Source organism: Serratia sp. NA_13, from assembly GCF_052691735.1.
The window spans coordinates 681,594-706,684 of the sequence record NZ_JBQZFV010000001.1; the positions used below are offsets into that span (position 1 = coordinate 681,594).

A 25,091-nucleotide genomic window follows, 5' to 3' on the forward strand; every position below is an offset into this window, starting at 1 on the left:
GTTATTGAGATAAAAAAGACTTATTAAACGTTTTTATCCTTTGGGATTAATCTCAATTAATCTTGCGTCACGGTTGTTTAAAGTAAATGCTGCCGGTAAGAGTCTCTACTTCGATTATTTCTAATACATTATCAGAGCAGGGTTTCCTTACCCTACCCCAACGTTTTCACAGTCCGATTAATAATCCTTCAAAATATCCTGAAGTGGCGCCGCTAATAAATCACCGCGCCATCCGCTGACTAATTCTGGCAAATTGTCGCCAACCTTCAATTTCCAATGCCAGTTCAACAACTGGTTAATCTGCCGACGTGATGCCAGCAATTCGCTGCTCAACCCGCTTTTCTCACTGGCAATGACGATCGCCGCTTTGATTTCCTTAAACACTTTCTTATAACCCGGCTGGTCGATCAGGTTCGGTAACGGCTCCGGCAATGCCGATTCTTCCAGCTCGGCGGCCTCTGCCACCAGCGCCACCAGCGTTTTACCGTGATAACGAATTTCCGGGCCGCTCAGCCCCAGCGAATCCAGTTCACCCAACGAGGTTGGCATATGACGTGCTACCTGCCAGAGATTCTCCTCACGAACCACGAAGTTCACCGCCAGATCACGCTCACGTGCCTGACGCAGTCGCCATTCAGCCAGTTTCTGCAAGCAACCCAACTGGCGGGGGCGTAATTGCCAGGCGTTGGTAATTTCGCGGTAGGCCAACTCTGGCGCCAGCGTCTCGCTACGGCGTTGACACAACAGCAGGCATTCATTGCCAGCAGCCGCCGTCCAACCGGCCTCTTCCGTCTCCTGCACCAGCCGTTTGGCCATTGGCAACAGATAGAACACATCAGCAGCGGCGTAGACACACTGTTTTTCCGTCAGTGGACGCGCCAGCCAGTCGGTCCGGGCTTCGCTTTTGTCCAGCTCCACCTGCATGTACTCTGCCACCAGGGTTGCGAAGCCACAAGACATTGGTCGACCGGTAAAGGCCGCCAGGATCTGGGTGTCCACCATTGGCGTCGGTAGCGTTTTGAACGCGTTGAGGAATACTTCCAGATCCTCACTGCCGGCGTGCAGGAATTTCACCACCTGGGTGTTGCTCAGCAGCTCGATAAACGGCTGCCACTGCTTGATTGGCAAGGGGTCAATCAGGGAGAGTTGTTCACCATCGTATAACTGAATCAGGCCTAACTGCGGATAGTAAGTGCGCGTTCTGACAAATTCGGTGTCCAGCGCAATCTGGGCATGCTTTTTCGCCTGCTCGCAGACCTGCTGCAATCCGGCATCGGTAGTGATCAACTGATAGTTCAAAACGTCATTCTCTTGGTCGCTTTCATGATTCAAACACAACAACGCCGGCATTCACCGGCGTTGTTGATCTGTAAGGCGTAGATGATAGCCTAGGCGGCATCGGCCGCCACAGGTTTTTTCTGCTCATCACGCAGTTCTCGCCGCAAAATTTTACCGACGTTAGACTTCGGCAACTCGTCGCGGAACTCAACAATTTTAGGCACTTTATACCCGGTAAGCTGCCGACGACAATGGGTCAACAGCTCTTCTTTGGTCAAGGATTCGTCTTTCTTCACCACGCAGATCTTGACCGCTTCACCGGAGACGTCACTTGGCACGCCAATCGCCGCGCATTCCAACACTTTAGGGTGCTGACTGACCACATCTTCAATCTCGTTCGGATATACGTTGAAACCGGAAACCAGGATCATGTCTTTCTTACGATCGACGACGCGCACAAAGCCCATCTCGTCCACTGTAACTATATCGCCTGTCGCGAGCCAGCCATCTTTTAACACTTCATCAGTGGCATCCGGCCGCTGCCAGTAGCCTAACATAACTTGCGGCCCTTTAACCCACAGTTCACCCGGCTCGCCGACCGGCACATCATTACCATTATCATCCACCAGACGAATATCCGTCGACGGCACCGGCAAACCGATGCTGCCGCTGTAGTGTTTCAGATCATAAGGGTTGCCCGACACTAACGGTGCGCATTCCGTTAGGCCATATCCTTCCAGCAGGTGTTTACCGGTAGTTTTCTCCCACTTGTCCGCCACCGATTTCTGTACGGACATGCCACCGCCGACGGAAAAACGCAGCGTGGAGAAATCCAGCTTGTGGAAGTCCTCATTGTTCAATAACGCATTGAACAGGGTGTTCACCCCACTCATGGCGGTGAACGGGTATTTACCCAGTTCTTTGACCATTCCCGGAATATCACGCGGGTTGGTGATCAGCAAATTGCGCCCCCCCAGATCGATAAACAGCAGGCAGTTCACCGTCAACGCGAAAATGTGATACAGCGGCAACGCCGTCACCACCAGTTCCTGCCCTTCACGAAACAGCGGCAAATAGGCTGCTTTGGCTTGCTCCAGATTAGCCTGCATGTTGCGGTGCGTCAGCATCGCGCCTTTCGCCACACCGGTAGTGCCACCGGTATATTGCAGGAATGCCAGGTCAGAGTTGATGATATCGGGTTTGACATACTGCAACCGGCGTCCGCGTTGCAGTGCACTGCGGAAAGAAATAGCAGTCGGCAAATGGTATTTCGGCACCAACCGCTTAATGTATTTCACCACAAAGTTAACCAGCGTGCCTTTGGCGGCGGAGAGCTGGTCGCCCATTCGCGTCAGGATCACGTGCTTTACCTGGGTGTTGAACACCACTTTCTCTAAGGTGTGGGCGAAGTTGGAGACGATCACGATGGCGCTGGCACCGCTATCGTTCAATTGGTGCTCCAGTTCACGCGGCGTATACAGCGGGTTGACGTTGACCACCACCATACCGGCTCGCAAAATGCCTAACAACGCGATCGGATACTGCAACAGATTCGGCATCATCAGGGCAACGCGGTCACCCTTCTGCAGACCCAATTCATTTTGCAGGTAAGCGGCAAAAGCTCGACTGCGCTCTTCCAGCTTACGGTAGGTCATGACCTCACCCATGTTCATGAAAGCAGGTTGATCCGCGTAACGCTGAACCGCATTTTCAAACATTTCGACCAAAGATGAATAACGATCGGCGTCGATCTCTGCCGGAACATCTGCCGGGTAACGTTTTAACCAAACCTTATCCAAGGTATTACTCCTGAAATCATTATTCATTATCATCGCAGCCTCTAAACATGCAGCCAAACCATAACAATATTTTAACTCAGCAGACCAGTCTGAGTTTTAAACAATATTAAGGTTGCGATGTACGTCACTAATTGGCGCCGTTTCCCTGCGCCAAAAGAAAAGGCGGCCGTAGCCGCCCTATCAAAATTCTTAACTTCTCGCGAACACTACTCGGTAACTATGGTTTGCACCTGCACCGGACCTGGATTGTACCACCCGTAGCCCACGCCCCAGCCAGGGCCCCAGGTACCGCTACGCCAGCCCCATGGGCCCATCGGTGCTGGTGGCATCATCACCTGTTGGCTAAGGTGCCAGCGTTTATAACCGGTGGCGTTCATGGTGACAAACTTGTACGCCGTCATGCCAATCTTGCCGTCTCTGACGCCGGTAATTGGCCCTACCACGGTAACCAACTGACCTTTGAAATCAACCGGCTCCAGGAAACCGTTAACCGAGGCCAGCAAACGTCCTCGTGAAGGCTCGCCCAAAATCGGTCGGGCACCGGAATCAAGCGGCACGGCGGCAATTTCCAGCACCGTACGCCCCTGTTCATTGGCAACATTCACCACGGTGCCGCCAAAACGGGCTTCTGCCCCCACAAACAGGTTCGGTGCATTTTGCACCGAGGACAACTGCTGCACCGGCGTTTCCGTGCTGCCTTTAATTGCATCGGGCACGGTAACACAGCCCGACAACGCAAACGCGCCACCGGCAATAGCCAGCAGCGCCATTTTTTTACTTACAGTGCGGGTTAGCATCGTCGCAATCTCCTGAAATAGCTGTAACTTTGACATCATTTCACCGAGCAAGTTGCAGTTCATTCATATGCCGATCGCCAGCAAAGCACAATAGGCCGCGCTATTCACGCCCCGGCAATTTTTTCCAGGTGACTTCGTTACGCAGGTAGGTCGGCTCGGCATTTTCTACCGCTACCGCCAGCCCCTGTTGCCAGGCATGCAACGCCAACGGCAGCATATCTTCCGCCTGCGGCAACAGCATTTGGCCATCGCTCAAGCTTAACGAGGAACCGGTGACCAGATCCGGATAGGTTTGCCAGCCTGTGCCAACATGCACCCAGAGCCCCTGCAGACCTTGCGCACGCGCCAGCGCCTGCGGGGGTGAAAGTACCGCTTCACCTTCGCTTTCCAGCCAATGCCCGTCTTGCTGACGCTCAAATTGGCCCCAGTAAACTTCACCCATGCGCGCATCTATCGCCGCCAGCACTCGATCTGCCCCGGTGACGCGCCAGGCACCTTGCGCCATAGTCTGCAACGTGGATATGCCCAATAACGGCAGGCCGGCTCCCAGTGCCAGACCCTGCGCGATACCTATGCCAATACGCACGCCGGTAAAACTCCCTGGCCCACGGCCAAAGGCCAGAGCATCGAGTTGATTAAGAATGACGCCGGATTCCGCCAACACTTGCTGCACCATAGGTAAAATGCGCTGCGTATGCTCACGTGGGCACAGTTCAAACAGGGCGTGGATTTCGCCTTGATTCCAGATGGCAACGGAACAGGCTTCCGTCGCTGTATCGATCGCTAAAATTCGCGTGGACATGCCAACCTCAGGCGGGAAAAAAACAGGGTTTTTCATACAGGGCGCGCATTGTAGCATAGCCCTGTGGTCACGCCTATCCGCTAGCGCTCCGCCTGCAGGAAGGCAATCGCCTGGGCGATATCACGGGTACGTGGCGTCGGCGGCAGGCTGTTGAGGAATACTTCGCCATAGGGCCGCATCACCAGGCGGTTATCACAGATCACCAACACACCGCGATCGTCGGTATCGCGGATCAAGCGCCCAACGCCCTGTTTCAGAGTGATGACCGCATCCGGCAATTGCACATCGTTAAAAGGATCGCCACCGCGCAGCCGGCAATCTTCAATCCTCGCTTTCAACAAAGGATCGTCGGGCGAAGTAAACGGCAGCTTGTCGATAATCACGCACGACAGGGCGTCGCCGCGCACGTCAACCCCTTCCCAGAAACTGCTGGTCGCCACCAGCAGCGCGTTACCGGACTCAACAAATTGCGCCAACAGTAGGCCCTTACTGGTTTCCCCCTGCAACAACACCGGCAAGGTCATGGTTGCACGGAATTCTTCCGCCAATTCACGCATCATCTGGTGCGAGGTACAGAGGAAGAAACAGCGGCCATTATTGGCCTCAATCAATGGCCGCAGCATACGCGCCAATTGCCGGGCACCACCCGGCTGGTTCGGTGACGGCAAAAAGCGCGGCACGCACAGCAATGCCTGTTTCGCATAGTCGAACGGGCTGGCCAGCAGCAAGGTTTTGGCCTTGTTCAGGCCCAGACGATCGGTAAAATGCCCCATTTGCTCATTAACCGATAAGGTTGCCGAGGTAAAAATCCAACTGCCTGGTTTCTCATCCAACAGCTCACGGAAACGATCGGCCACCGTCAACGGCGTCAGCGCCAAAACAAAATGGCGTGAGTTGCACTCGTACCAGTAACTGAAACCCGGTTCCGTCACCTCTTTCAAACGTTTGAGGCGCGCACGATAAAGCGTGGCGCGTTCGAAGGCGGCATCCAGCAAGGCTGAACGGCCGAGGGACAGCTTGACTACGTCGTAGCAGAGTTCGAGCGCATCATCGAGCAACAGCAAGGCGCGCTGCACATTAGGCTGGCTTAGTACCTCGCGCAGATTACCGCGAAAGCCTGGCTCTCCCAGCATTAAGCGGAAATCCTGGGTACTTTGACTGAGACGGTCGGCGCTTTTTTGAAGCTGCGCCGCGTCGCGCACTTCGGTGCGGTAAGCAATGGAAATGTCTTTGGCCAGATCCAGCAACTGGCGGCTGGTTAGCTGTTTGCCAAAATACTGGCTGGCGATGTCCGGGATCTGATGTGCTTCATCGAAGATCATCACATCGGCCTCGGGGATCAGTTCGGCAAAGCCGCCCTCTTTCACGACCATGTCGGCCAGGAACAGATGGTGGTTCACTACCACCACATCCGCATCCATAGCACGGCGACGGGCTTTGACCACAAAGCAATCTTTATACAGCGGGCAGTCGCTGCCCAGGCAGTTATCGTTGGTGCTGGTCACCAGCGGCCAGACGAAGCTGTCTTCTGCCACGTCGCTGCAGCTGCTGATGTCACCCTCTTTGGTCATTGATGACCATTTGCGCAGATGGACCAGGTCGATCAGCGCCTGTCCGGCCAGTTCACCACCAGCCATCGACTGCTGTTCCAGACGTTCCAGACACAGGTAGTTGGATCGCCCCTTCAACAGCGCCATCTTGCCTTTGTAGTTCAGCGCCTTGGCAACGGTGGGCAGATCGCGTGCATAAAGCTGATCCTGCAGCGCTTTAGAACCGGTGGAAATAATCACTTTGCGATCGGCCCGCAGTGCCGGTGCCAGGTAGGCGAAGGTTTTACCGGTGCCGGTGCCCGCTTCGACCACCAACTCCTGCTTGAAGTTAATGGCTTCGGTGACCGCTTCCGCCATCTGCCGCTGTGCTTCACGCGGTTTGAAACCCTTGATTGCCTGCGCCAGGGCGCCGTCTGTTGCGAAATCGTCTGTCACGCTATCTCTCTGCAGGAATTATTCAGCGTTGATTATGCCAATCCTGCCGCGCGGCTACCACCGACTTTAACGTCGAGTATTTCTGCCGATGGCTGTGATACCCTACACGTGACTATGATATGGAGATAACCGAATGAATATTGAACGAATTGATCCTGCCGATCGCTGGTCTGAAGCCGTAGTTCATAACGACACTGTTTATTACACCAGCGTGCCGGAAAATCTGGATGATGATGCGACCGCGCAGACTGCTAACGCCCTGGCAGCAATTGACGTGATCCTGGCACGCGTTGGGTCAGATAAAAGCCGGGTGCTGGACGCCACCATTTTTCTGGCCGACGGTGCCGATTTTGCTGCGATGAACGCCGCCTGGGATGCCTGGGTAGTTGCGGGTAGCGCCCCAGTGCGCTGCACCGTGCAAGCCAAATTGATGAACCCGAAGTACAAGGTTGAAATCAAAATCATTGCCGCGCTGTAACGCAAAAAACCGCAGACGATAACGCCTGCGGTTTTATTTGGTCGTATTTGCTGCTGATTAAGCCAGTTTGATGATCACCATCCCCGCCAGTAACAACACCAGACCAATCCATCCTTTGGCATTCAACCGCTGGCCAAACAGGATCCAGCCAGCGGCGATTGTCGCGGCAATACCGAAACCGCCCCACAATGCATAAGCCACCGACAGGTCTATCCCCTTCACCGCCTGTGCCAGAGCACTGAACGCCCCCAGCACCGACAGCAATGAAAGCAGGCCTAACCAGATTTTACGGAAACCGTCCGACATCTTCAGGAAGATGTTGGCGACAATTTCCAACACAATCGCCAGTCCCAAGAACCCAATGTGGTACAACTCAAGCTGTTGCATGGTTGTCACCTCGCGGGCTGGCCTGTTTTCGTGGTTTGCGGGTACCGGACTTCACCAACAAGATCCCGGCGATCAACGTCACCAGACCCAACACCTTCAAAACCGAGATCGGCTCATCGAACCACAATACGCTGAACAAGGTAATAAACAGGATACCGATCCCTTCCCACAGCGCGTAAGCAACGCCAAGGGCAACGCGTTTAATCGCCAATGACAGCATGACGTATGATGCAGTGATCATCACATACATCACAATATGGCCGGTCATGCCGCCGCTGACGCTGGCGTATTTCATTGACAGGGTACCGATAATTTCGGTCACGATAGCCAAACCTAAAAAGATCCAATAAATCATGATTTCTCTCCCAAACGGCGAATAACGCACGCTAAGGCATGTTTATCCCGATTTATCTCGTCAGACAGGCGCAAACAGGCGCTGAAGACGCAGAGATCCCTGGGGATAAACTGACCCAAACGTAATAAGAATGTTTGCCCGGTTACGCCTAATGACGGAGGACTGAGCCTGTCATCAGCACCGGTTAAGGGAGAAAGACGCTATAGCTCGCTGCACCAGTGATGCTCACTGGCAAGGATGGCAGACAGGAAAAGCTGGCAAGTAGAGGTTCTGAGGGTAATTCCATTAGTTGTCATCATAAGTATTCTCTATTCTCAGTCGCACATAATCTTGTTACACGGGTGCGATTTGCCCAATATCCTCATCAAGTAAAATTTCAACTGCAATAGTTTTACCATAGCAACAATCATAAAGCAAACCGCCATTTTCACAAAAACAGCAAAAAAATAGTCTATAAATAAGAAAGTTAAGGAATTTAAAAATAAAAAAAGGCCCAACGAGCCGTTGAACCTCCGTTTAAGTTTTTCCGAACAAATAATCGTCAAAACCAGCCCCGGCGCGGGTTATGCCGTGGCGCCACTCACCGCAGTACGTGCCAGTTCAGTAATGCGCTCGTAGTCGCCATTTTCCAACGCGTCGGCCGGCACCAGCCAGGAGCCACCAATACACAACACGCTTTTCAACGCCAGGTAATCACGGTAGTTGTTTGGGGTGATACCACCGGTCGGGCAGAAACGTACCTGCGGGAATGGGCCGCCGATCGCCTGTAGTGCCTTAACGCCGCCGTTGGCTTCAGCCGGGAAAAACTTGAACTCACACAGGCCGTGATCCAAGCCCTGCATCAGTTCTGAAACAGTGCTGATACCCGGAATCAATGGAATGCTGCCTGCGGTAGCGGCTTTCAGCAGCGCCTCTGTCAGGCCCGGACTGATAGCGAATTGCGCACCGGCTTCGCTCACCGCCTGCAACTGCTGCGGGTTAAGCACTGTACCGGCACCGATAATCGCTTCCGGCACCTCTGCCGCGATAGCGCGGATCGCGTCCATCGCGCAGGCAGTGCGCAAAGTGACTTCTAATACGCGCACGCCACCGGCGACCAGCGCCCTGGCCAGCGGCACCGCATGTTCCAGCTTATTAATCACAATCACCGGAACTACCGGACCGGCGGTCAGGATCTGTTCTGCGCTGGTTTTCCAGTTTTTCATCGTTACTTCTCCATTACTTACAGGTTATCAATGGCACGCCCCTGCCACAGGGGGCCACGGAGTCTCGCGGGCGTCCGGCCGTACCCCAAGTGATGTTGCGCCCAGACGTGCGGGCAAAAAAATGCCGGCAGATAAACTGCCGGCCGGGTCGTTATTCGAACTCGTTCCAGGAACGGCCATCGCGGGTGATCATCGCCACCGAGGCTACCGGGCCCCAGGTACCGGACTGATACGGCTTCGGCGCTTCATTATCCGCTTTCCAGGCGTCCATGATGGAGTCTACCCACTTCCAGGCTTCCTCCACTTCGTCACGGCGCACAAACAGCGCCTGGATACCACGCATAGTCTCCAGCAACAGGCGCTCGTAGGCGTCTGCCACGTGCTCCTGGTTGAAGGTCTCCGAGAAACTCAGATCCAGCTTGGTGGTTTGCAGGCGGTGCTTGTGATCCAGACCAGGAACCTTGTTCAACACCTGGATCTCGATGCCTTCATCCGGCTGCAGACGAATGGTCAATTTGTTCTGCGGCAGTTGCTGGTAAGAATCGCTGAACAGGTTCAGCGGTGGGTTCTTGAAGTAGACCACCACTTCTGAGCATTTGGTCGGCAAACGCTTACCGGTACGCAGGTAAAACGGCACGCCGGCCCACTGCCAGTTGTCGATATCGACACGGATAGAGACGAAGGTTTCGGTGTTGCTGCTTTTGTTCGCCCCTTCCTCTTCCAGGTAACCAGGGACCTTTTTGCCCTGCACAAAACCGGCAGTATATTGGCCACGCACCGTGGTTTCGCGCACATTGGTCTGATTGATGCGACGCAGTGAGCGCAGCACCTTTACTTTCTCATCACGAATACGGTCAGTGGTCAGATCCGCCGGAGGTGACATGGCGATCATGGTCAGAATTTGCAACAGGTGGTTCTGGATCATGTCGCGCATCTGGCCAGCCTGGTCAAAGTAACCCCAACGACCTTCAATACCCACCTCTTCCGCTACGGTAATTTGCACCGAGTCGATGGTACGATTGTCCCAGTTGGAGGCAAACAGTGAGTTGGCAAAACGCAGTGCCAGCAGGTTCAATACCGTCTCTTTGCCAAGATAGTGGTCAATACGGTAAACCTGAGATTCGTTGAAATATTCCGCCACCTGATCGTTGATCACGCACGAAGACGCCAGATCGGTACCGAGTGGTTTTTCCATCACTACGCGTGCCGGCTCGTGGTTCAGCTTGGCTTCGCCCAACCCTTTGCAGATCGCGCCGAAAGTGCTGGGTGGCATCGCAAAGTAGTTGATAGTGGTGCGATGTTTCTGGTCCAGCATTTTGCCCAATTTGGCAAAATTTTTGCTGTCGTTCACATCCAAATTGCAAAAATCCAGGCGCGCACTCAGCGTGGCCCAAAGTTCGTCATCGAGTTTTTCTTTCATAAAGGTGCCAAGCGCTTCCTTGACCACCTTGATGTAGGCTTCTTTATCCCACTCGGCACGGCCGACGCCAATAATGCGGGTATCCGGGTGGATATGACCGGCTTTCTCTAACTGGTACAGGGAAGGCAACAGCTTACGACGCGCCAAATCGCCTTTCGCGCCGAAAATAACCAGGTCACACGCCTGGGCTGTAGAGGTTACCGCCATGTTCATCTCCTCGTTGCAGGATATTTGTAATTTTCTTACATTACTAATGTACTCTCTTTGACTACGGCCAGTAAACCCGGATCAAAAGTAGAAAAAAAGCCCCAAAAATTGCAGTGTTATGCGCTATCGGTAGTAAACGTCGCTGGCTGAACTAAAAACTGTAATTTTCAGTCTTTTTTGATGCTCTTTTACCATTATGAAAGTTAGACACAGGTCATGTTCTGATGAAAAAACTCTGCATACCCTCTGTCGACACTGCCAACGGTTACCAGCACGTAGTATATTTTCACTAAACCGGCATTGATTTCTCCTTTGATTGAAATCGACAAAACCCATGAGTGGACTCTCGTTATATGAATACGCTGGAAAAAATCCAGAGCCATCTGGAGCTGCTGAGCAAATCTGAACGAAAAGTCGCCGAGGTGATCATCGCCTCCCCGCAGACCGCCATTCACTCCAGTATCGCTACGCTGGCCCGGATGGCGGATGTTAGCGAGCCCACCGTCAACCGCTTTTGTCGCCGTCTCGATACCAAGGGTTTTCCCGATTTTAAACTGCATCTTGCCCAAAGCCTGGCCAACGGCACCCCGTACGTAAACCGTAACGTGGAGGAAGATGACAGCGTTGCTTCCTATACCGGTAAAATTTTCGAATCCGTGATGGCCAGTCTTGATACAGTAAAGGCAAATTTGGATATTGCAGCAATCAATCGTGCGGTTGACTTGCTTACCCAGGCAAAAAAAATCTCTTTCTTCGGTTTGGGTGCCTCGGCAGCCGTGGCCCACGACGCGATGAACAAATTTTTCCGCTTCAATATTCCGGTGGTCTATTTCGACGACATCGTCATGCAACGCATGGGATGCATGAATTCCAGCGAGGGGGATGTGGTGGTACTCATCTCCCATACCGGCCGCACCAAGAACCTGGTGGAAATGGCGCAACTGGCGCGTGAAAACGATGCCACGGTCATAGCCATTACCTCACACGACACCCCACTGGCTCATGAAGCCACGCTGGCATTATTGCTCGATGTCCCGGAAGACACCGACGTTTATATGCCGATGGTATCGCGAATTGCACAATTAACGCTCATCGACGTGCTAGCCACCGGATTTACCTTGCGTAGAGGGGCCAAATTCAGAGATAACTTGAAGCGGGTCAAGGAAGCGTTGAAAGAATCGCGCTTTGATAAGGGTGTGGTTATCCCCAACAGTTTCGACTCGTAACCGATGTGAAAAAAACTGTCGTTCAAAGTCATCTGAACGGCAGCATTAGAGGCAGTACCCTAAAAAACGCTCATGCGGGTAACCCGGGTGAAATATCAGTGTAGTAAAATTACATTTCGCTCCTGGTTTCGTTATCCGACGTTATCGCAACACCAATAATTTGCTTCACCAGTCAACGGAGTAATACATGTCCAGACGGCTCAGAAGAACCAAAATTGTTACCACCCTGGGTCCGGCTACAGACCGCGACAATAATCTGGAAAAGATCATTGCTGCCGGCGCTAACGTAGTTCGGCTTAACTTTTCCCACGGCACTGCAGAAGACCACCAGATCCGCGCTGACAAAGTGCGCGAAATTGCTGCCAAGTTGGGACGCCACGTCGCTATTCTGGGTGACCTGCAAGGGCCGAAAATTCGTGTTTCCACCTTTAAGGAAGGCAAAATCTTCCTTAACATCGGTGATAAATTCCTGCTTGATGCCAACATGTCCAAGGGCGAAGGCGATAAAGAAAAAGTCGGTATCGACTATAAAGGCCTGCCTGCCGACGTGGTACCCGGCGACGTACTGCTGCTTGATGACGGCCGCGTACAACTGAAAGTGCTCGAAGTTCAGGGTATGAAAGTGTTTACCGAAGTCACCGTTGGCGGCCCTCTGTCCAACAACAAAGGCATCAACAAACTCGGTGGCGGCCTGTCCGCTGAAGCCCTGACCGAGAAAGACAAGGCCGATATCGTCACCGCGGCAAAAATCGGCGTCGACTACCTGGCGGTTTCCTTCCCGCGTACCGGCGAAGATTTGAACTACGCACGTCGACTGGCGCGTGATGCAGGCTGCAACGCCAAGATCGTATCCAAGGTTGAACGTGCCGAAGCCGTTTGCAGCGACGAAGCCATGGATGACATTATCCTGGCCTCAGACGTAGTGATGGTGGCTCGTGGCGATCTGGGCGTCGAAATCGGCGATCCGGAACTGGTAGGCATCCAGAAAAAACTGATCCGCCGTGCCCGTACCCTGAACCGCGCCGTGATTACCGCGACCCAGATGATGGAGTCGATGATCACCAACCCGATGCCTACCCGTGCCGAAGTGATGGACGTGGCGAACGCCGTGCTGGATGGTACCGACGCCGTAATGCTGTCTGCTGAAACTGCCGCTGGCCAGTACCCGGCAGAAACCGTGGCGGCTATGGCACGCGTTTGTCTGGGTGCAGAGAAAATCCCAAGCATCAACGTCTCCAAACACCGTCTGGACGTGCAGTTCGACAACATTGAAGAAGCCATTGCCATGTCTTCAATGTACGCTGCCAACCACCTGAAAGGCGTTACCGCACTGATCGCCATGACCGAGTCAGGCCGCACCGCGCTGATGATGTCACGTATCAGCTCCGGCCTGCCGATCTTCGCCATGTCACGCCATGAACACACCTTGAACCTGACTGCGCTGTACCGCGGCGTTACGCCAGTATACTTCGACAGCCATAATGACGGCGTTATCGCGGCCAATGACGCGGTTAACCGCCTGCGTGATAAAGGCTTCCTGGTCTCAGGCGATCTGGTGATCGTCACCCAGGGTGACGTGATGGAAACCGTGGGTACCACCAATACCAGTCGTATCCTGCGCGTCGAGTAAAATATACTGCTGCCGGCCGTTAACGCGGTCGGCATTTTTTTACGCTCCACCCTCCCCCCTGATAAACTCAGCTCCAGTCGCCGTTACGGCAAATGGAGAGCCACCGATGCTTCATCAACACCCACAGCAAAACCCCAATGCGCAAGCACTGGATCTCGACGGCCAGGGATTGGAGAATCTGGAGGATGCCAGCCTACGGGGCAACTCTCTGCTGAAAATCAGTCTGTACGACAATCAACTTCACCAGTTCCCAATGCAAATTTTGCAACATCGCAACCTGCAGGTATTGAATATCTCCTGCAACCAGCTCAATGAGTTACCGAGCGAAATTGGTCAACTTAAACGGCTGGCCATGCTGGATTGCGGCCACAATAAAGCCACCAGTATCCCTGCAAGCATGGGTGAACTGCGTGAGCTGACCTATTTGTATTTGAGCGACAACGCCTTTTGCGACCTGCCCATTGAGCTGGGGAAGCTGCACAAGCTGCGCTATCTGAACGTGACGGATAACCAGATCAGTGAGCTGCCGGCGGCTATTGCGCAGCTCAGTAATCTGCAAGAACTGCGGCTTTACAACAATCAAATTAGTGCGTTGCCTGCCACCATCGGTCGGTTGACCGCACTGCGGGAACTGCATCTGATGAAAAACCGTCTGACCACGCTGCCGGATGAAATAGCTCAGTTATCTGAACTGGCCGTACTGGATCTGGAAAACAACGCCATCAATCAGCTACCGGCTGCATTCTGCCAGTTAGCCAACCTGACTCAGCTCAACCTGCGTACGAATCAGCTACAGCAGTTACCGGCGGACTTTGGCCAGTTGGCAGCCCTGAGCACGCTAGACCTGCGCGCTAACCGTCTGACTACCCTGCCTGACAGCATGGCGGCATTGACCCGTTTGCGACGGTTAGACCTGCGCTGGAACAACTTTGCCCAGATACCCGCCGTACTGGAGCCGCTCATAGCTCAGGGTTGCATGGTACATATTTAAAACAAAGGGCCAGTCACCCTGAGATGACTGGCCCCTGACGCCAGGCAAACGAAACGCTCGCTTAACGGTATAAATCATCGCGTGAATAAGGTTCAATTTCACCTTCTTTACGCGTTTTCAATAGTTTGAGGATCCAAGTGTACTGTTCCGGGTTCGGCCCCACCAGGTTCTCCACCTCTTCATTCATCCGACGCGCAATAGTGTGGTCATCAGCGGTGGCCAAATCGTCCATCGGCGGACAAATGTAAACATCCAGCATACTGGTTTTGCCGTCATACACCGGGAACAAAGGTACAATGGCCGCACGGCAGACTTTCATCAGACGGCCCACCGCCGGCAGCGTCGCCTTATAGGTAGCGAAGAAGTCGACGAACTCACTGTGTTCGGCACCATGATCCTGATCGGGCAGATAATAGCCCCAATAGCCCTGGCGCACCGAGCTGATAAATGGCTTGATGCCGTCATTGCGCGCATGCATCCGGCCACCAAATTTACGGCGCACCGTATTCCACAGGTAGTCGACCAACGGATTGCTCTGGTTGTGGAACATCGCCGCCATCGGCTGACCGCGAGCCGCCATTAACATCGCCGGAACATCCACCGCCCAGCCATGCGGCACCAGGAAAATCACGTTACGGCCTTCCTCACGGATTTTATCCAGCACCTCTTCACCGTGCCAGCGAACGCGCTTCAACACTTTTTCCGGTTTGGTGCAGGCCAGTTCGGCCATCAGGATCATCGACTGCGGCGCGGTGGCAAACATCTCATCAATGATGTGCTCACGCTCGTTTTCCAGCACTTCCGGCAGGCAATACAACAGGTTGATGCGCGCACGACGTCGTGCGCCTTTAGCCACCTTGCCGGCCAGCTTGCCAACGGCACCCAGCACCGGATCGCGCAAGCGCGCAGGCACCAATGAAATACCGGCCATCAGCCCGGTTCCCAGCCAAACGCCCCAGTAGCGCGGGTGGAAAAAGGCTTTCTGAAATTGCGGGATGAACTCTGAGTTAGATTTTTTTTCGTTTTGCATGCACAAACTCTTAACTTAGCGGTTCGGCTAATCATAATTGCAATGGTTGATTTTGCAATTAACCACGGCGAAGCGCCAATATAAAACAACATCGGCCCGAAATCAGGCCGATGGTATCACTGGCGCACAGCGCCCGAACAAAGGATTAATCCAACTGCAGCTGCGGGGTGACTTCCTTCACCTGCGCCAGATAATCACTGCGATCTTTACCGGTCAGCCCTTCAGAACGCGGCAGTTTCGCCGTCAATGGGTTCACGGCCTGTTGGTTTGTCCACATTTCAAAGTGCAGATGTGGGCCGGTAGAGCGGCCGGTATTACCGGACAACGCAATACGATCGCCACGCTTCACTTTCTGACCTGGCTTAACCAACAGTTTTTTCAGATGCATATAACGGGTGGTGTACTGGCGACCATGACGAATGGCCACATAGTTACCCGCAGCGCCACTACGTTTGGCGATCAGTACTTCACCGTCACCCACGGCCAGCACCGGGGTGCCAACCGGCATCGCGAAGTCGACGCCTTTATGCGGCGCAATGCGCCCGGTGACCGGGTTAACCCGGCGTGGGTTGAAGTTTGAGGAAATACGGAATTGCTTCATGGTTGGGAAACGCATAAAGCCTTTCGCCAGACCGGAACCCTGACGATCGTAGAATTTACCGTCTTCGGCACGAATAGCGTAGTAGTCCTTACCGCCGGTGCGCATGCGCACCCCCAACAACTGGCTCTGCGCCCTCTTGCCATCAAAGTGTTCACGGGACATTAATACCGAGAATTGATCGCCTTTGCGCAGTTTGCGGAAATCCAACTGCCACTGCAGCGCTTTGCTCACCGCATTAATTTCAGCACGGCTCAGACCGGCGTTGGCGGCGCTGGTGACAAAGCTGCCGTTGAGTCGGCCGCTGATCACATTATTACGCCATTCACCCTGTTGAGATTCCTGGCTTTCTTTGAAGCTGTTGCCCGTACGCTCGTAAGTGCGGGTTTCACGCCGGGATACTTCCCAAGTTAAACGCTGTAGATCGCCAGCTTCGTTCACTGTCCATGACAGCTGTTGACCAATTTTCAGATTACGCAAATCGCGGTTCTGCGATGCCAACAGGGCGACGTCCGACATATCGATGCCATATTGGGTCAGGATACTGCCCAGAGTGTCGCCAGTGGAAACCACATATTCATGCACTCCATCCTCGCCAGCGACCTTCTGGTCCAGCTCATCCTGTGGGATGTCATCATCGGGGGTGGCTTGGTCAAGATCGAGCGGCTCACTGGCTTCTGGCAGCAAGGAGCGTAACTGGCTGGATTCTAATTCGATACTCTTAACGATGGGGTTATGTTCTGGGTGATAAACAAAAGGCCGCCAAACGGCAACGGCCAATGTAACCACTGTCAACGACCCCAGCATAACGCGGTGGGGCCGTGGCAGGTTGTTATACGCCAGAGCGATAGTTTTGACTATCTGCTGCACTCGATTTTATCCTCGTAATCTTTACTTCAGGCAGCTCACGTACTGGTTTGACAGCTGTGTCAGGAAGTTCCCGTAGCTGTCTTTCCCCAGTGCGATGCCGGTGCCCAGCGGATCCAGCGTTCCAGAACGCACTTTGGTCCCCTTTGCAACCGCATTGATTACGGCTGGCCTGAATTGTGGCTCAGCAAAAACGCATACTGCTTTCTGCTCAACCAACTGTGTTCGAATTTGGTGTAAGTGCTGTGCCCCAGGCTGGATTTCGGGATTAACGGTAAAATGGCCCAGCGGGCTCAAACCGAAGTGTTTCTCAAAATAGCCGTAAGCATCATGAAAAACAAAATATCCCTTGCCTTGCACAGGCTTGAGCATGTTACCAACATTTTTGTCAGTTTGCGTCAGTAGATTCTCGAACTGGCGCAGGTTTGCGTCTAATTTGTCTTTATTTTGCGGCATAAGTTCCAATAACCTGTCGTGAATCGCGATCGCGGTCACTTTTGCCACTTCTGGAGACAGCCAAACGTGCATATTATATTCGCCGTGGTGGTGTCCATCCCCCTCATCACTTCCAGCATGATTATGCGCATCCGCTGCATGTTCATCACCATGCTCATGGTCGTGATCGTCGTCTTCACCCTTCATCAGCAGCGGTTTGACCCCACTCAATCCACTGATGGCAACCTGGCGGTTAGTCGACACCGAGATTAAGGGCTTGGCCAGAAAAGCTTCCATATCCGGCCCCACCCACACCACCAGATCGGCGGCACGCAGGCGCTGGATATCGGAAGGCCGCAGCGCGAAATCGTGCGGTGATGCGCCATCCGGCAATAGCACTTCGGTCGACGTCACGCCATCGGCTATCGCCGCAGCGATAAAACCCACTGGCCGTATAGAAGTCACCACCGCCGCAGACGCGCTGCTCAGCGCCCCGGCCATCATCAATGCGCTGGCCAGCAACGTGCGCTGCAGCCATTTATTTTTCTGTGCCATTATCTGTAATCCCGTCGTTTTCATTAGCGATGCGTGATATTATAACATTCGGTTAGTTCTGCAAATGTAATCATGAGATGTCCACACTGACAACGCTAAAAAATATCTCCGTCTCCTTTGGTAACCGCAAGGTGCTGTCGAATATTTCGCTCAGCCTGCAGCCGGGCCGTATTCTGACGCTGCTCGGCCCCAATGGCGCGGGCAAATCCACGCTGGTGCGAGTAGTGCTGGGGCTGATTGCGCCCACCGAAGGAACACTGGAGCGCGAGCCTGGCCTGCGCATTGGCTATGTGCCGCAAAAACTGCACCTCGATGCCACCCTGCCGCTGACCGTCAGCCGCTTTATGCGCCTGAAGCCCGGCGTCAAAAAGGCCGATATTCTGCCAGCGCTTAAACGCGTACAGGCGGCCCACCTGCTCAATCAACCGATGCAGAAACTTTCCGGGGGTGAAAACCAGCGCGTATTGCTGGCTCGGGCGCTGCTGAACAAGCCACAGCTGCTGGTGCTGGATGAACCAACCCAGGGGGTTGATGTTAACGGCCAACTGGCGCTGTATGACCTGATCGATCAGTTGCGTAAAGAGTTGGGCTGCGCGGTATTAATGGTGTCCCATGACCTGCACCTGGTGATGGCGAAAACCGATGACGTGCTGTGCCTCAACCAACACATCTGCTGTTCCGGCGCGCCGGAAGTGGTTTCGATGCATCCTGAATTTATCGCCATGTTCGGCAATCGCGGTGCGGAACAACTAGCGGTCTATCGCCACCACCATAACCACCGTCACGACCTGCAAGGACGAATTGTGTTGAAGAAAACCGGGGGCCGTGAGGCATGATCGAACTGTTATTACCCGGCTGGCTGGCCGGCGTCCTGTTGGCCTGCGCCGCCGGTCCGCTCGGCTCATTTGTGGTCTGGCGGCGGATGTCCTATTTCGGCGATACCCTGGCGCATGCCTCGTTACTTGGCGTGGCTTTTGGTCTGCTGCTGGACATCAATCCCTTCTATGCGGTGATTGCCGTGACGCTGGTGTTGGCTCTGGTGCTGGTGTGGCTGGAACGTCGCCCGCAGCTTTCCGTTGATACCCTGCTCGGCATTATGGCGCACAGCGCACTTTCATTGGGGCTGGTTGTAGTGGCGCTAATGTCGAACGTGCGGGTCGATCTGATGGCCTATCTGTTTGGCGACCTGCTGTCGGTCACCCTCACAGATATCTGGATGATTGGCATTGGCGTGACCGTCGTGCTGCTGATCCTGTGGTGGCAGTGGCGTAACCTGCTGTCGATGACCGTCAGCCCGGAACTGGCGCATGTCGACGGTGTTAATCTGGTGCGTGCGCGCACCGTGTTGATGCTGGTGACGGCCCTGACCATCGGCCTGGCGATGAAATTCGTTGGTGCGCTGATCATCACTTCACTGTTGATTATTCCTGCGGCAACTGCACGTCGCTTCGCTCGCACGCCGGAGCAAATGGCCGGATTCGCGGTGCTGGTTGGGGTGCTTGCCGTAACCGGCGGGCTGACCTTTTCAGCCTTCTACGACACCCCGGCCGGTCCGTCGGTCGTCTTGAGCGCTGCGGTACTGTTTGTTTTAAGCCTGTGCAGGAAGCAGCAAGCCTGACCCCGGCAGCTACAGATATCAAAAGGGCCGCAATTGATTCAATTGCGGCCCTTTTTAATGCACGAGTTCTCTTACTCTTCTCGCACCATGCCAAAGTGTTTATAGGCATGATTGGTCGCCATGCGCCCACGCGGAGTACGCTGGATAAACCCTTGCTGAATCAGGAAGGGTTCGATAACGTCTTCGATAGTTTCCCGCTCCTCGCCAATCGCCGCCGCCAGGTTGTCCAGGCCGACTGGCCCGCCAGTGAACTTGTCGATAATCGCCAGCAACAGCTTGCGATCCATGTAGTCAAAACCTTCGGCGTCGACGTTCAACATATCCAGCGCCTGCATCGCCACTTCGCCATTGATTACGCCATTGGCGCGAACTTCGGCAAAATCACGCACCCGACGCAGTAAACGGTTGGCAATACGTGGAGTGCCGCGCGCGCGACGAGCTACCTGATGGGCGCCCTCTTCCGACAGATCCAGTCCCAGACAATTGGCGCTGCGTGAAACGATGTGCTGTAAATCGGCGATCTGATAAAACTCCAGACGCTGCACAATACCGAAGCGGTCACGCAATGGCGATGTCAGTGAACCGGCACGTGTGGTTGCCCCCACCAGCGTGAACGGCGGCAAATCGAGTTTGATCGAGCGAGCGGCCGGGCCTTCGCCGATCATGATATCCAGTTGGTAATCTTCCATCGCCGGGTACAGCACTTCTTCTACTACCGGAGAGAGACGGTGGATTTCATCGATGAACAGCACGTCATGTGGCTCGAGGTTGGTCAGCATCGCCGCCAAATCGCCCGCCTTCTCCAAAACCGGTCCGGAAGTGGTACGCAGGTTAACGCCCATTTCATTGGCAACGATGTTGGCCAGTGTGGTTTTACCCAGCCCCGGCGGACCGAAAATCAGCAGGTGGTCCAGCGCGTCGCCACGCTGCCTGGCCGCCTGAATAAAGATTTCCATCTGCTCGCGGACATGTGGCTGACCGACGTACTCCGTCAGCAGCTTCGGCCGGATGGCGCGATCAAGAATTTCTTCTTCATTGATCGGTTCGGCAGAAATCAGGCGATCGGCTTCAATCATTCTCTATCCCTTATCGGCGCTTACAGCGCGGCGCGCAACGCGTCGCGGATCAGGGTTTCGCAATCGGCGCCAGGCTTGGCGATTTTGCTGACCATACGGCTGGCTTCCTGCGGTTTATAGCCCAATGCCACCAGCGCAGAAGCTGCTTCTGCTTCCGCGTCCAGCTCGGCGGCCTGCGTTGCCGTGGCGGGAAGCGCGATTTCGCTGCTGTTATTGAACAGATCGCCATTAAGCCCTTTAAAGCGGTCTTTCATTTCGACCACCAGGCGCTCAGCGGTTTTCTTGCCAACCCCCGGCAATTTCACCAGCGAGGTGATCTCTTCGCGTTCTACCGCGCTGACAAACTGCTGCGCGGACATCCCGGACAGGATCGCCAGCGCCAGTTTTGGCCCTACGCCGTTGACTTTGATCAACTCGCGGAACAGCGCACGCTCTTGTTTATCATTAAAACCGTACAGCAACTGTGCATCTTCGCGCACCACGAATTGGGTAAACACGATAGCCTCTTGCCCCAGATCCGGCAGCTCATAAAAGCAGGTCATGGGCATATGCACTTCATACCCCACGCCATTTGCCTCCAGTAACACCAGCGGCGGCTGCTTTTCCAGAATAACTCCTCTGAGACGACCTATCATTTACCCTCCTGCAGAATTCTTGAGCATGACCGACTGCCATGCCGTGCTGGTAAAGCTTATAACATAAAAAAGGCTGGATGAATATCCAGCCTGAGTTGCCACTGTTCACACGCTACTTTAAACGGCCACGAGCCAGGTTTAACCGCCCTTCGCTCATCCGCAGCACGTTTTGGCTGAGATGACAGTGAGTGATGGCGATAGCCAGCGCATCGGCGGCGTCCGCCTGGGGATTGGCCGACAGCTTAAGCAGCGAGCGTACCATGTGCTGCACCTGCGCCTTCTCTGCCGCGCCGGTGCCGACCACCGTTTGTTTCACCTGACGCGCCGCATATTCAAACACTTCCAGATCCTGGTTCACGGCAGCAACAATCGCCACGCCGCGCGCCTGCCCGAGTTTGAGCGCAGAATCCGGGTTCTTCGCCATAAACACCTGTTCGATGGCGAAGAAATCCGGTTTAAACTGGGTGATGATTTCACTGACACCTGCGTAGATCAATTTCAGCCGCGTCGGCATGTCATCCACCACGGTGCGAATGCAACCACTGGCGATATAGCTCAATTGACGGCCCTGCTGGCGAATAAGGCCATAACCGGTGACGCGCGATCCGGGATCGATACCCAGTATGATCGTCATCCCTACACCCACCTTGCGTTAAGCATTAACATCGCCAGGCGCTGCCATAGAGCAGCGCCGTACTTCAAGCCGATTACAGCGTTGCTGCAACTTCGTCGGAGATCTCACCGTTGTGATAAACCTCCTGTACGTCGTCACAGTCTTCCAGCATGTCGATCAGGCGCAACAGCTTGGGCGCAGTTTCCTCATCCATATCGGCCTTGGTCGATGGGATCATGGAAACTTCTGCCGAGTCGGCAGTGAAACCGGCAGCAGTCAGAGCATCTTTCACTTCGCCGAGGTTTTCCCAGGCTGTGAATACGTCGATCACACCGTCGTCGTAGCTAACGATATCTTCGGCACCGGCTTCCAGCGCCGCTTCCATCACCACGTCTTCATCCAGGCCAGGTGCGTAAGTGATGACGCCCTTCTTGGTGAACAGGTAAGCCACGGAGCCATCGGTACCCAGGTTACCGCCACACTTGGTGAAGGCATGACGCACTTCCGCCACGGTACGGTTGCGGTTGTCACTCAGGCACTCGATCATGACGGCAGTGCCGCCAGGGCCGTAGCCTTCATAAATGATGGTTTCCATATTGGTATCATCATCACCGCCTACCCCACGCGCGATGGCACGGTTCAGGGTGTCGCGCGTCATGTTGTTGGACAGCGCCTTGTCGATCGCCGCACGCAGACGCGGGTTAGCCCCCGGATCGCCACCGCCCAGTTTCGCGGCGGTCACCAGCTCGCGAATAATTTTGGTGAAAATTTTACCGCGCTTGGAATCCTGCGCTGCTTTACGGTGCTTTGTGTTGGCCCACTTACTATGACCTGCCATAAAAAATCTCCGAAAAAAATTACTGGACTGAATTAATCACAAACTCTTCAATCGCCTGCTGATTGCTCCAGGACTTGGTCAACTTCACGGCTTCCGCCGCCTCAAGCCACTGGTAGGCGTGATGCTCGGTAATCACCGGATCGCGCTCTTCAGGCAAAGCCAGACAGAACCAGTGCTCTTTATTACGCGTGGTTCCCGGGGCATAGCGATGTCGCAAATGGACAAAGAGTTCAAACTCCACACAGCGCTGGCAATCGAACAACGGCAGTTTCTCTGCTTCGATATCGATGCCGACTTCTTCCATGACCTCACGCCGTGCGGCATGCGGCGGCGACTCATCTTCCTCCAGGCTGCCGGTCACCGACTGCCAGAATTCGGTATCATCGCGCCGCTGTAACATCAGCACCCGACCACTGGATTTGGCATAAATCACTACCAGAATAGACTCGGGACGCTTGTAGTTCATTACTGGTTCTCTACATTTGAATCGTCAGTCGCTTTCTTTACCACGCTGATTGCCAGCTCCTGCAACGAAGCCGGGTTCGCGAAGCTTGGTGCTTCGGTCATCAAGCAGGCCGCAGCGGTGGTTTTCGGGAAGGCGATCACGTCACGAATGTTGTCGGTGCCGGTCAGCAGCATCACCAGACGATCCAGGCCGAAAGCCAGGCCGGCGTGTGGCGGCGTCCCGTACTTCAGCGCGTCCAGCAGGAAGCCAAACTTCTCACGCTGTTCGTGCTCGTTAATGCCGAGGATGCTAAATACCGTCTGCTGCATTTCGCTACGGTGAATACGCACCGAACCGCCACCCACTTCATAGCCATTGATAACCATGTCGTAAGCGTTGGCGATGGCATTGATTGGCGTGTTGGCCAGTTCTTCCGGGCTCATGTCGCGCGGTGCGGTGAACGGGTGGTGCATCGCCGCCAGACCACCTTCGTCGTCTTCTTCGAACATCGGGAAGTCCACGACCCACAGCGGTGCCCAGCTGTCCAGCTTGGTCAGTTCCAAATCACGGCCCAGCTTCAGACGCAGCGCGCCCATCGCGTCGGTGACAATCTTGAAGCTGTCGGCGCCGAAGAACAGAATGTCGCCGCTCTGCGCGTTGGTACGCGCCAGAATTGCTTCCAGCACTTCTGCGCTGAGGAATTTAGCAATCGGGCTCTGTACGCCTTCCATGCCGGCGGCGCGGTCATTGACCTTCAGCCAAGCCAGGCCTTTAGCACCATAGATGTTAACGAAAGCGCCGTATTCATCGATCAGCTTACGGGTCAGTTGCGCACCACCTGGTACACAGATAGCGGCAACGCGGCCTTTGGCATCGTTAGCCGGGCCGGAGAAGACCTTGAACTCCACGTCCTTCACCAGATCGGCAACGTCCACCAGCTCCAGTGGGTTACGCAGGTCCGGCTTGTCTGAGCCATAGCGACGCATGGCTTCTTCGAAGGTCATGACCGGGAAATCACCCAGATCTACGCCCTTCACGTCCAGCCACAGTTCACGCGCCAGTTTCTCCATCACTTCACGCACCTGATCGGCGGTCATGAAAGAGGTTTCCACGTCGATCTGGGTAAATTCAGGCTGACGGTCGGCACGCAGGTCTTCGTCGCGGAAGCATTTGACGATTTGGTAGTAGCGGTCGAAACCGGACATCATCAACAACTGTTTGAACAGCTGCGGCGACTGTGGCAACGCATAGAACTTGCCTTTATGTACGCGGCTCGGAACCAGATAGTCACGGGCGCCTTCCGGCGTGGCCTTGGTCAGCATCGGGGTTTCGATGTCGAGGAAACCGTGGCTGTCCATAAAGCGACGCACAAAGCTGGTGATTTTGGCGCGGGTTTTCAGGCGATCGGCCATTTCCGGGCGACGCAGATCCAGGTAGCGGTATTTCAGGCGAGCTTCTTCGGTGTTGACCTGGTTGGAGTCCAGCGGCAGAGGCTCGGAACGGTTGATGATCTCCAGTGCATGGGCGAACACTTCTACTTCACCGGTAGCCATATCTTTATTGATCTGGCTGTCCGGACGGGCACGCACGGTGCCGACGATCTGGATGCAGAATTCATTGCGCAGGTCGTACGCCTTGTCGAACGCGGCCTTCTGGTCGGGATCGAAGAACACCTGCACGATGCCTTCGCGGTCGCGCATATCAATAAAGATCAGGCCGCCCAGATCGCGACGACGGTTGACCCAACCACACAAAGTGACTTCCTGGCCCACATGAGACAGATTCAACTGCCCGCAATATTCAGTACGCATACGCTATCCT

The 25,091-nt window shown here is 54.5% G+C and carries 24 protein-coding genes; 6 read left to right on the top strand and 18 right to left on the bottom strand.

Annotation, left to right across the window (positions count from 1 at the left end; all coding sequences use genetic code 11):
• Nucleotides 1-177 precede the first annotated feature (177 nt).
• The 5 genes from rnd to ACUTSU_RS03170 form a co-directional block, all read right to left on the bottom strand.
• Entirely contained in the window at nt 178-1,299 is a 1,122-nt protein-coding gene (gene rnd / locus ACUTSU_RS03150; protein ID WP_445650664.1) for a ribonuclease D, read from the bottom strand.
• Between the two features lie 89 nt (nt 1,300-1,388).
• Nucleotides 1,389-3,077, bottom strand: a complete 1,689-nt coding sequence (gene fadD / locus ACUTSU_RS03155) for a long-chain-fatty-acid--CoA ligase FadD (protein ID WP_445653754.1) — start codon at nt 3,075-3,077, stop codon at nt 1,389-1,391.
• Between the two features lie 206 nt (nt 3,078-3,283).
• Nucleotides 3,284-3,874 (bottom strand): Slp family lipoprotein, encoded by a 591-nt coding sequence (locus ACUTSU_RS03160; RefSeq protein ID WP_445650662.1) that lies wholly within the window; start codon nt 3,872-3,874, stop codon nt 3,284-3,286.
• 100 nt (nt 3,875-3,974) lie between these two features.
• The gene (gene tsaB / locus ACUTSU_RS03165) at nt 3,975-4,676 is read right to left on the bottom strand and encodes a tRNA (adenosine(37)-N6)-threonylcarbamoyltransferase complex dimerization subunit type 1 TsaB (protein ID WP_445653755.1); all 702 of its coding nucleotides are present in this window, start codon (nt 4,674-4,676) and stop codon (nt 3,975-3,977) included.
• A gap of 80 nt (nt 4,677-4,756) precedes the next feature.
• Complete coding sequence (locus tag ACUTSU_RS03170; protein WP_445650660.1) at nt 4,757-6,661, bottom strand: ATP-dependent DNA helicase; 1,905 nt, start codon at nt 6,659-6,661, stop codon at nt 4,757-4,759.
• A 133-nt stretch (nt 6,662-6,794) separates the two neighbouring features.
• On the opposite strand from ACUTSU_RS03170, the gene ACUTSU_RS03175 reads away from it, so the two are divergent.
• Nucleotides 6,795-7,139, top strand: coding sequence for a RidA family protein (locus ACUTSU_RS03175; protein ID WP_445650659.1), 345 nt, complete (start codon nt 6,795-6,797; stop codon nt 7,137-7,139).
• 57 nt (nt 7,140-7,196) lie between these two features.
• On the opposite strand, the gene mdtI is transcribed toward ACUTSU_RS03175, so the two are convergent.
• From mdtI to zwf, 4 genes are all read right to left on the bottom strand, one after another.
• Nucleotides 7,197-7,526, bottom strand: a complete 330-nt coding sequence (mdtI, locus tag ACUTSU_RS03180; protein ID WP_020827249.1) for a multidrug/spermidine efflux SMR transporter subunit MdtI — start codon at nt 7,524-7,526, stop codon at nt 7,197-7,199.
• Complete coding sequence (gene mdtJ, locus ACUTSU_RS03185; RefSeq protein ID WP_445653756.1) at nt 7,513-7,881, bottom strand: multidrug/spermidine efflux SMR transporter subunit MdtJ; 369 nt, start codon at nt 7,879-7,881, stop codon at nt 7,513-7,515. Before mdtJ ends, mdtI begins: the two co-directional genes overlap by 14 nt.
• A 563-nt stretch (nt 7,882-8,444) precedes the next feature.
• Complete coding sequence (locus tag ACUTSU_RS03190; protein WP_445650657.1) at nt 8,445-9,086, bottom strand: bifunctional 4-hydroxy-2-oxoglutarate aldolase/2-dehydro-3-deoxy-phosphogluconate aldolase; 642 nt, start codon at nt 9,084-9,086, stop codon at nt 8,445-8,447.
• Between the two features lie 151 nt (nt 9,087-9,237).
• Entirely contained in the window at nt 9,238-10,713 is a 1,476-nt protein-coding gene (gene zwf, locus ACUTSU_RS03195) for a glucose-6-phosphate dehydrogenase (RefSeq protein ID WP_445650656.1), read from the bottom strand.
• Between the two features lie 353 nt (nt 10,714-11,066).
• Here zwf and ACUTSU_RS03200 point away from each other — a divergent pair, with 353 nt between their 5' ends.
• The 3 genes from ACUTSU_RS03200 to ACUTSU_RS03210 all read left to right on the top strand — a co-directional run bounded on the left by ACUTSU_RS03200 (nt 11,067) and on the right by ACUTSU_RS03210 (nt 14,560).
• A complete protein-coding gene (locus tag ACUTSU_RS03200; RefSeq protein WP_445650655.1) occupies nt 11,067-11,939 on the top strand; it encodes a MurR/RpiR family transcriptional regulator in 873 nt (290 codons plus the stop codon).
• Between the two features lie 187 nt (nt 11,940-12,126).
• A complete protein-coding gene (pyk, locus tag ACUTSU_RS03205) occupies nt 12,127-13,569 on the top strand; it encodes a pyruvate kinase (RefSeq protein ID WP_012145494.1) in 1,443 nt (480 codons plus the stop codon).
• 106 nt (nt 13,570-13,675) lie between these two features.
• Nucleotides 13,676-14,560 carry a leucine-rich repeat domain-containing protein gene (locus ACUTSU_RS03210; RefSeq protein ID WP_445650654.1) on the top strand — a complete coding sequence of 295 codons (885 nt, stop codon included), beginning with the start codon at nt 13,676-13,678 and terminating at the stop codon, nt 14,558-14,560.
• Nucleotides 14,561-14,621: 61 nt separating this feature from the next.
• Here ACUTSU_RS03210 and lpxM read toward each other — a convergent pair whose 3' ends face one another.
• The 3 genes from lpxM to znuA all read right to left on the bottom strand — a co-directional run bounded on the left by lpxM (nt 14,622) and on the right by znuA (nt 18,045).
• Nucleotides 14,622-15,590, bottom strand: a complete 969-nt coding sequence (gene lpxM / locus ACUTSU_RS03215; RefSeq protein WP_445653757.1) for a lauroyl-Kdo(2)-lipid IV(A) myristoyltransferase — start codon at nt 15,588-15,590, stop codon at nt 14,622-14,624.
• A gap of 145 nt (nt 15,591-15,735) precedes the next feature.
• Nucleotides 15,736-17,058, bottom strand: a complete 1,323-nt coding sequence (gene mepM / locus ACUTSU_RS03220; protein WP_445650652.1) for a murein DD-endopeptidase MepM — start codon at nt 17,056-17,058, stop codon at nt 15,736-15,738.
• 21 nt (nt 17,059-17,079) lie between these two features.
• Complete coding sequence (gene znuA / locus ACUTSU_RS03225) at nt 17,080-18,045, bottom strand: zinc ABC transporter substrate-binding protein ZnuA (RefSeq protein WP_445653758.1); 966 nt, start codon at nt 18,043-18,045, stop codon at nt 17,080-17,082.
• Nucleotides 18,046-18,122: 77 nt separating this feature from the next.
• On the opposite strand from znuA, the gene znuC reads away from it, so the two are divergent.
• Both znuC and znuB read left to right on the top strand, forming a co-directional pair.
• Nucleotides 18,123-18,881, top strand: coding sequence for a zinc ABC transporter ATP-binding protein ZnuC (znuC, locus tag ACUTSU_RS03230; RefSeq protein ID WP_445650650.1), 759 nt, complete (start codon nt 18,123-18,125; stop codon nt 18,879-18,881).
• Complete coding sequence (gene znuB, locus ACUTSU_RS03235; RefSeq protein ID WP_445650649.1) at nt 18,878-19,663, top strand: zinc ABC transporter permease subunit ZnuB; 786 nt, start codon at nt 18,878-18,880, stop codon at nt 19,661-19,663. Before znuC ends, znuB begins: the two co-directional genes overlap by 4 nt.
• 71 nt (nt 19,664-19,734) lie before the next feature.
• Here znuB and ruvB read toward each other — a convergent pair whose 3' ends face one another.
• From ruvB to aspS, 6 genes are all read right to left on the bottom strand, one after another.
• Nucleotides 19,735-20,739, bottom strand: coding sequence for a Holliday junction branch migration DNA helicase RuvB (gene ruvB / locus ACUTSU_RS03240; RefSeq protein WP_445653759.1), 1,005 nt, complete (start codon nt 20,737-20,739; stop codon nt 19,735-19,737).
• 20 nt (nt 20,740-20,759) lie between these two features.
• The gene (gene ruvA / locus ACUTSU_RS03245) at nt 20,760-21,374 is read right to left on the bottom strand and encodes a Holliday junction branch migration protein RuvA (RefSeq protein WP_445650647.1); all 615 of its coding nucleotides are present in this window, start codon (nt 21,372-21,374) and stop codon (nt 20,760-20,762) included.
• A gap of 112 nt (nt 21,375-21,486) precedes the next feature.
• A complete protein-coding gene (gene ruvC / locus ACUTSU_RS03250; protein WP_004945529.1) occupies nt 21,487-22,008 on the bottom strand; it encodes a crossover junction endodeoxyribonuclease RuvC in 522 nt (173 codons plus the stop codon).
• 73 nt (nt 22,009-22,081) lie between these two features.
• On the bottom strand, nt 22,082-22,825 hold the full coding sequence (locus ACUTSU_RS03255; protein ID WP_044551837.1) for a YebC/PmpR family DNA-binding transcriptional regulator: 744 nt from the start codon (nt 22,823-22,825) through the stop codon (nt 22,082-22,084).
• A 19-nt stretch (nt 22,826-22,844) separates the two neighbouring features.
• On the bottom strand, nt 22,845-23,291 hold the full coding sequence (gene nudB / locus ACUTSU_RS03260) for a dihydroneopterin triphosphate diphosphatase (protein ID WP_020827265.1): 447 nt from the start codon (nt 23,289-23,291) through the stop codon (nt 22,845-22,847).
• A complete protein-coding gene (gene aspS, locus ACUTSU_RS03265; protein ID WP_445650646.1) occupies nt 23,291-25,081 on the bottom strand; it encodes an aspartate--tRNA ligase in 1,791 nt (596 codons plus the stop codon). Before aspS ends, nudB begins: the two co-directional genes overlap by 1 nt.
• Between the last annotated feature and the right edge of the window lie 10 nt (nt 25,082-25,091).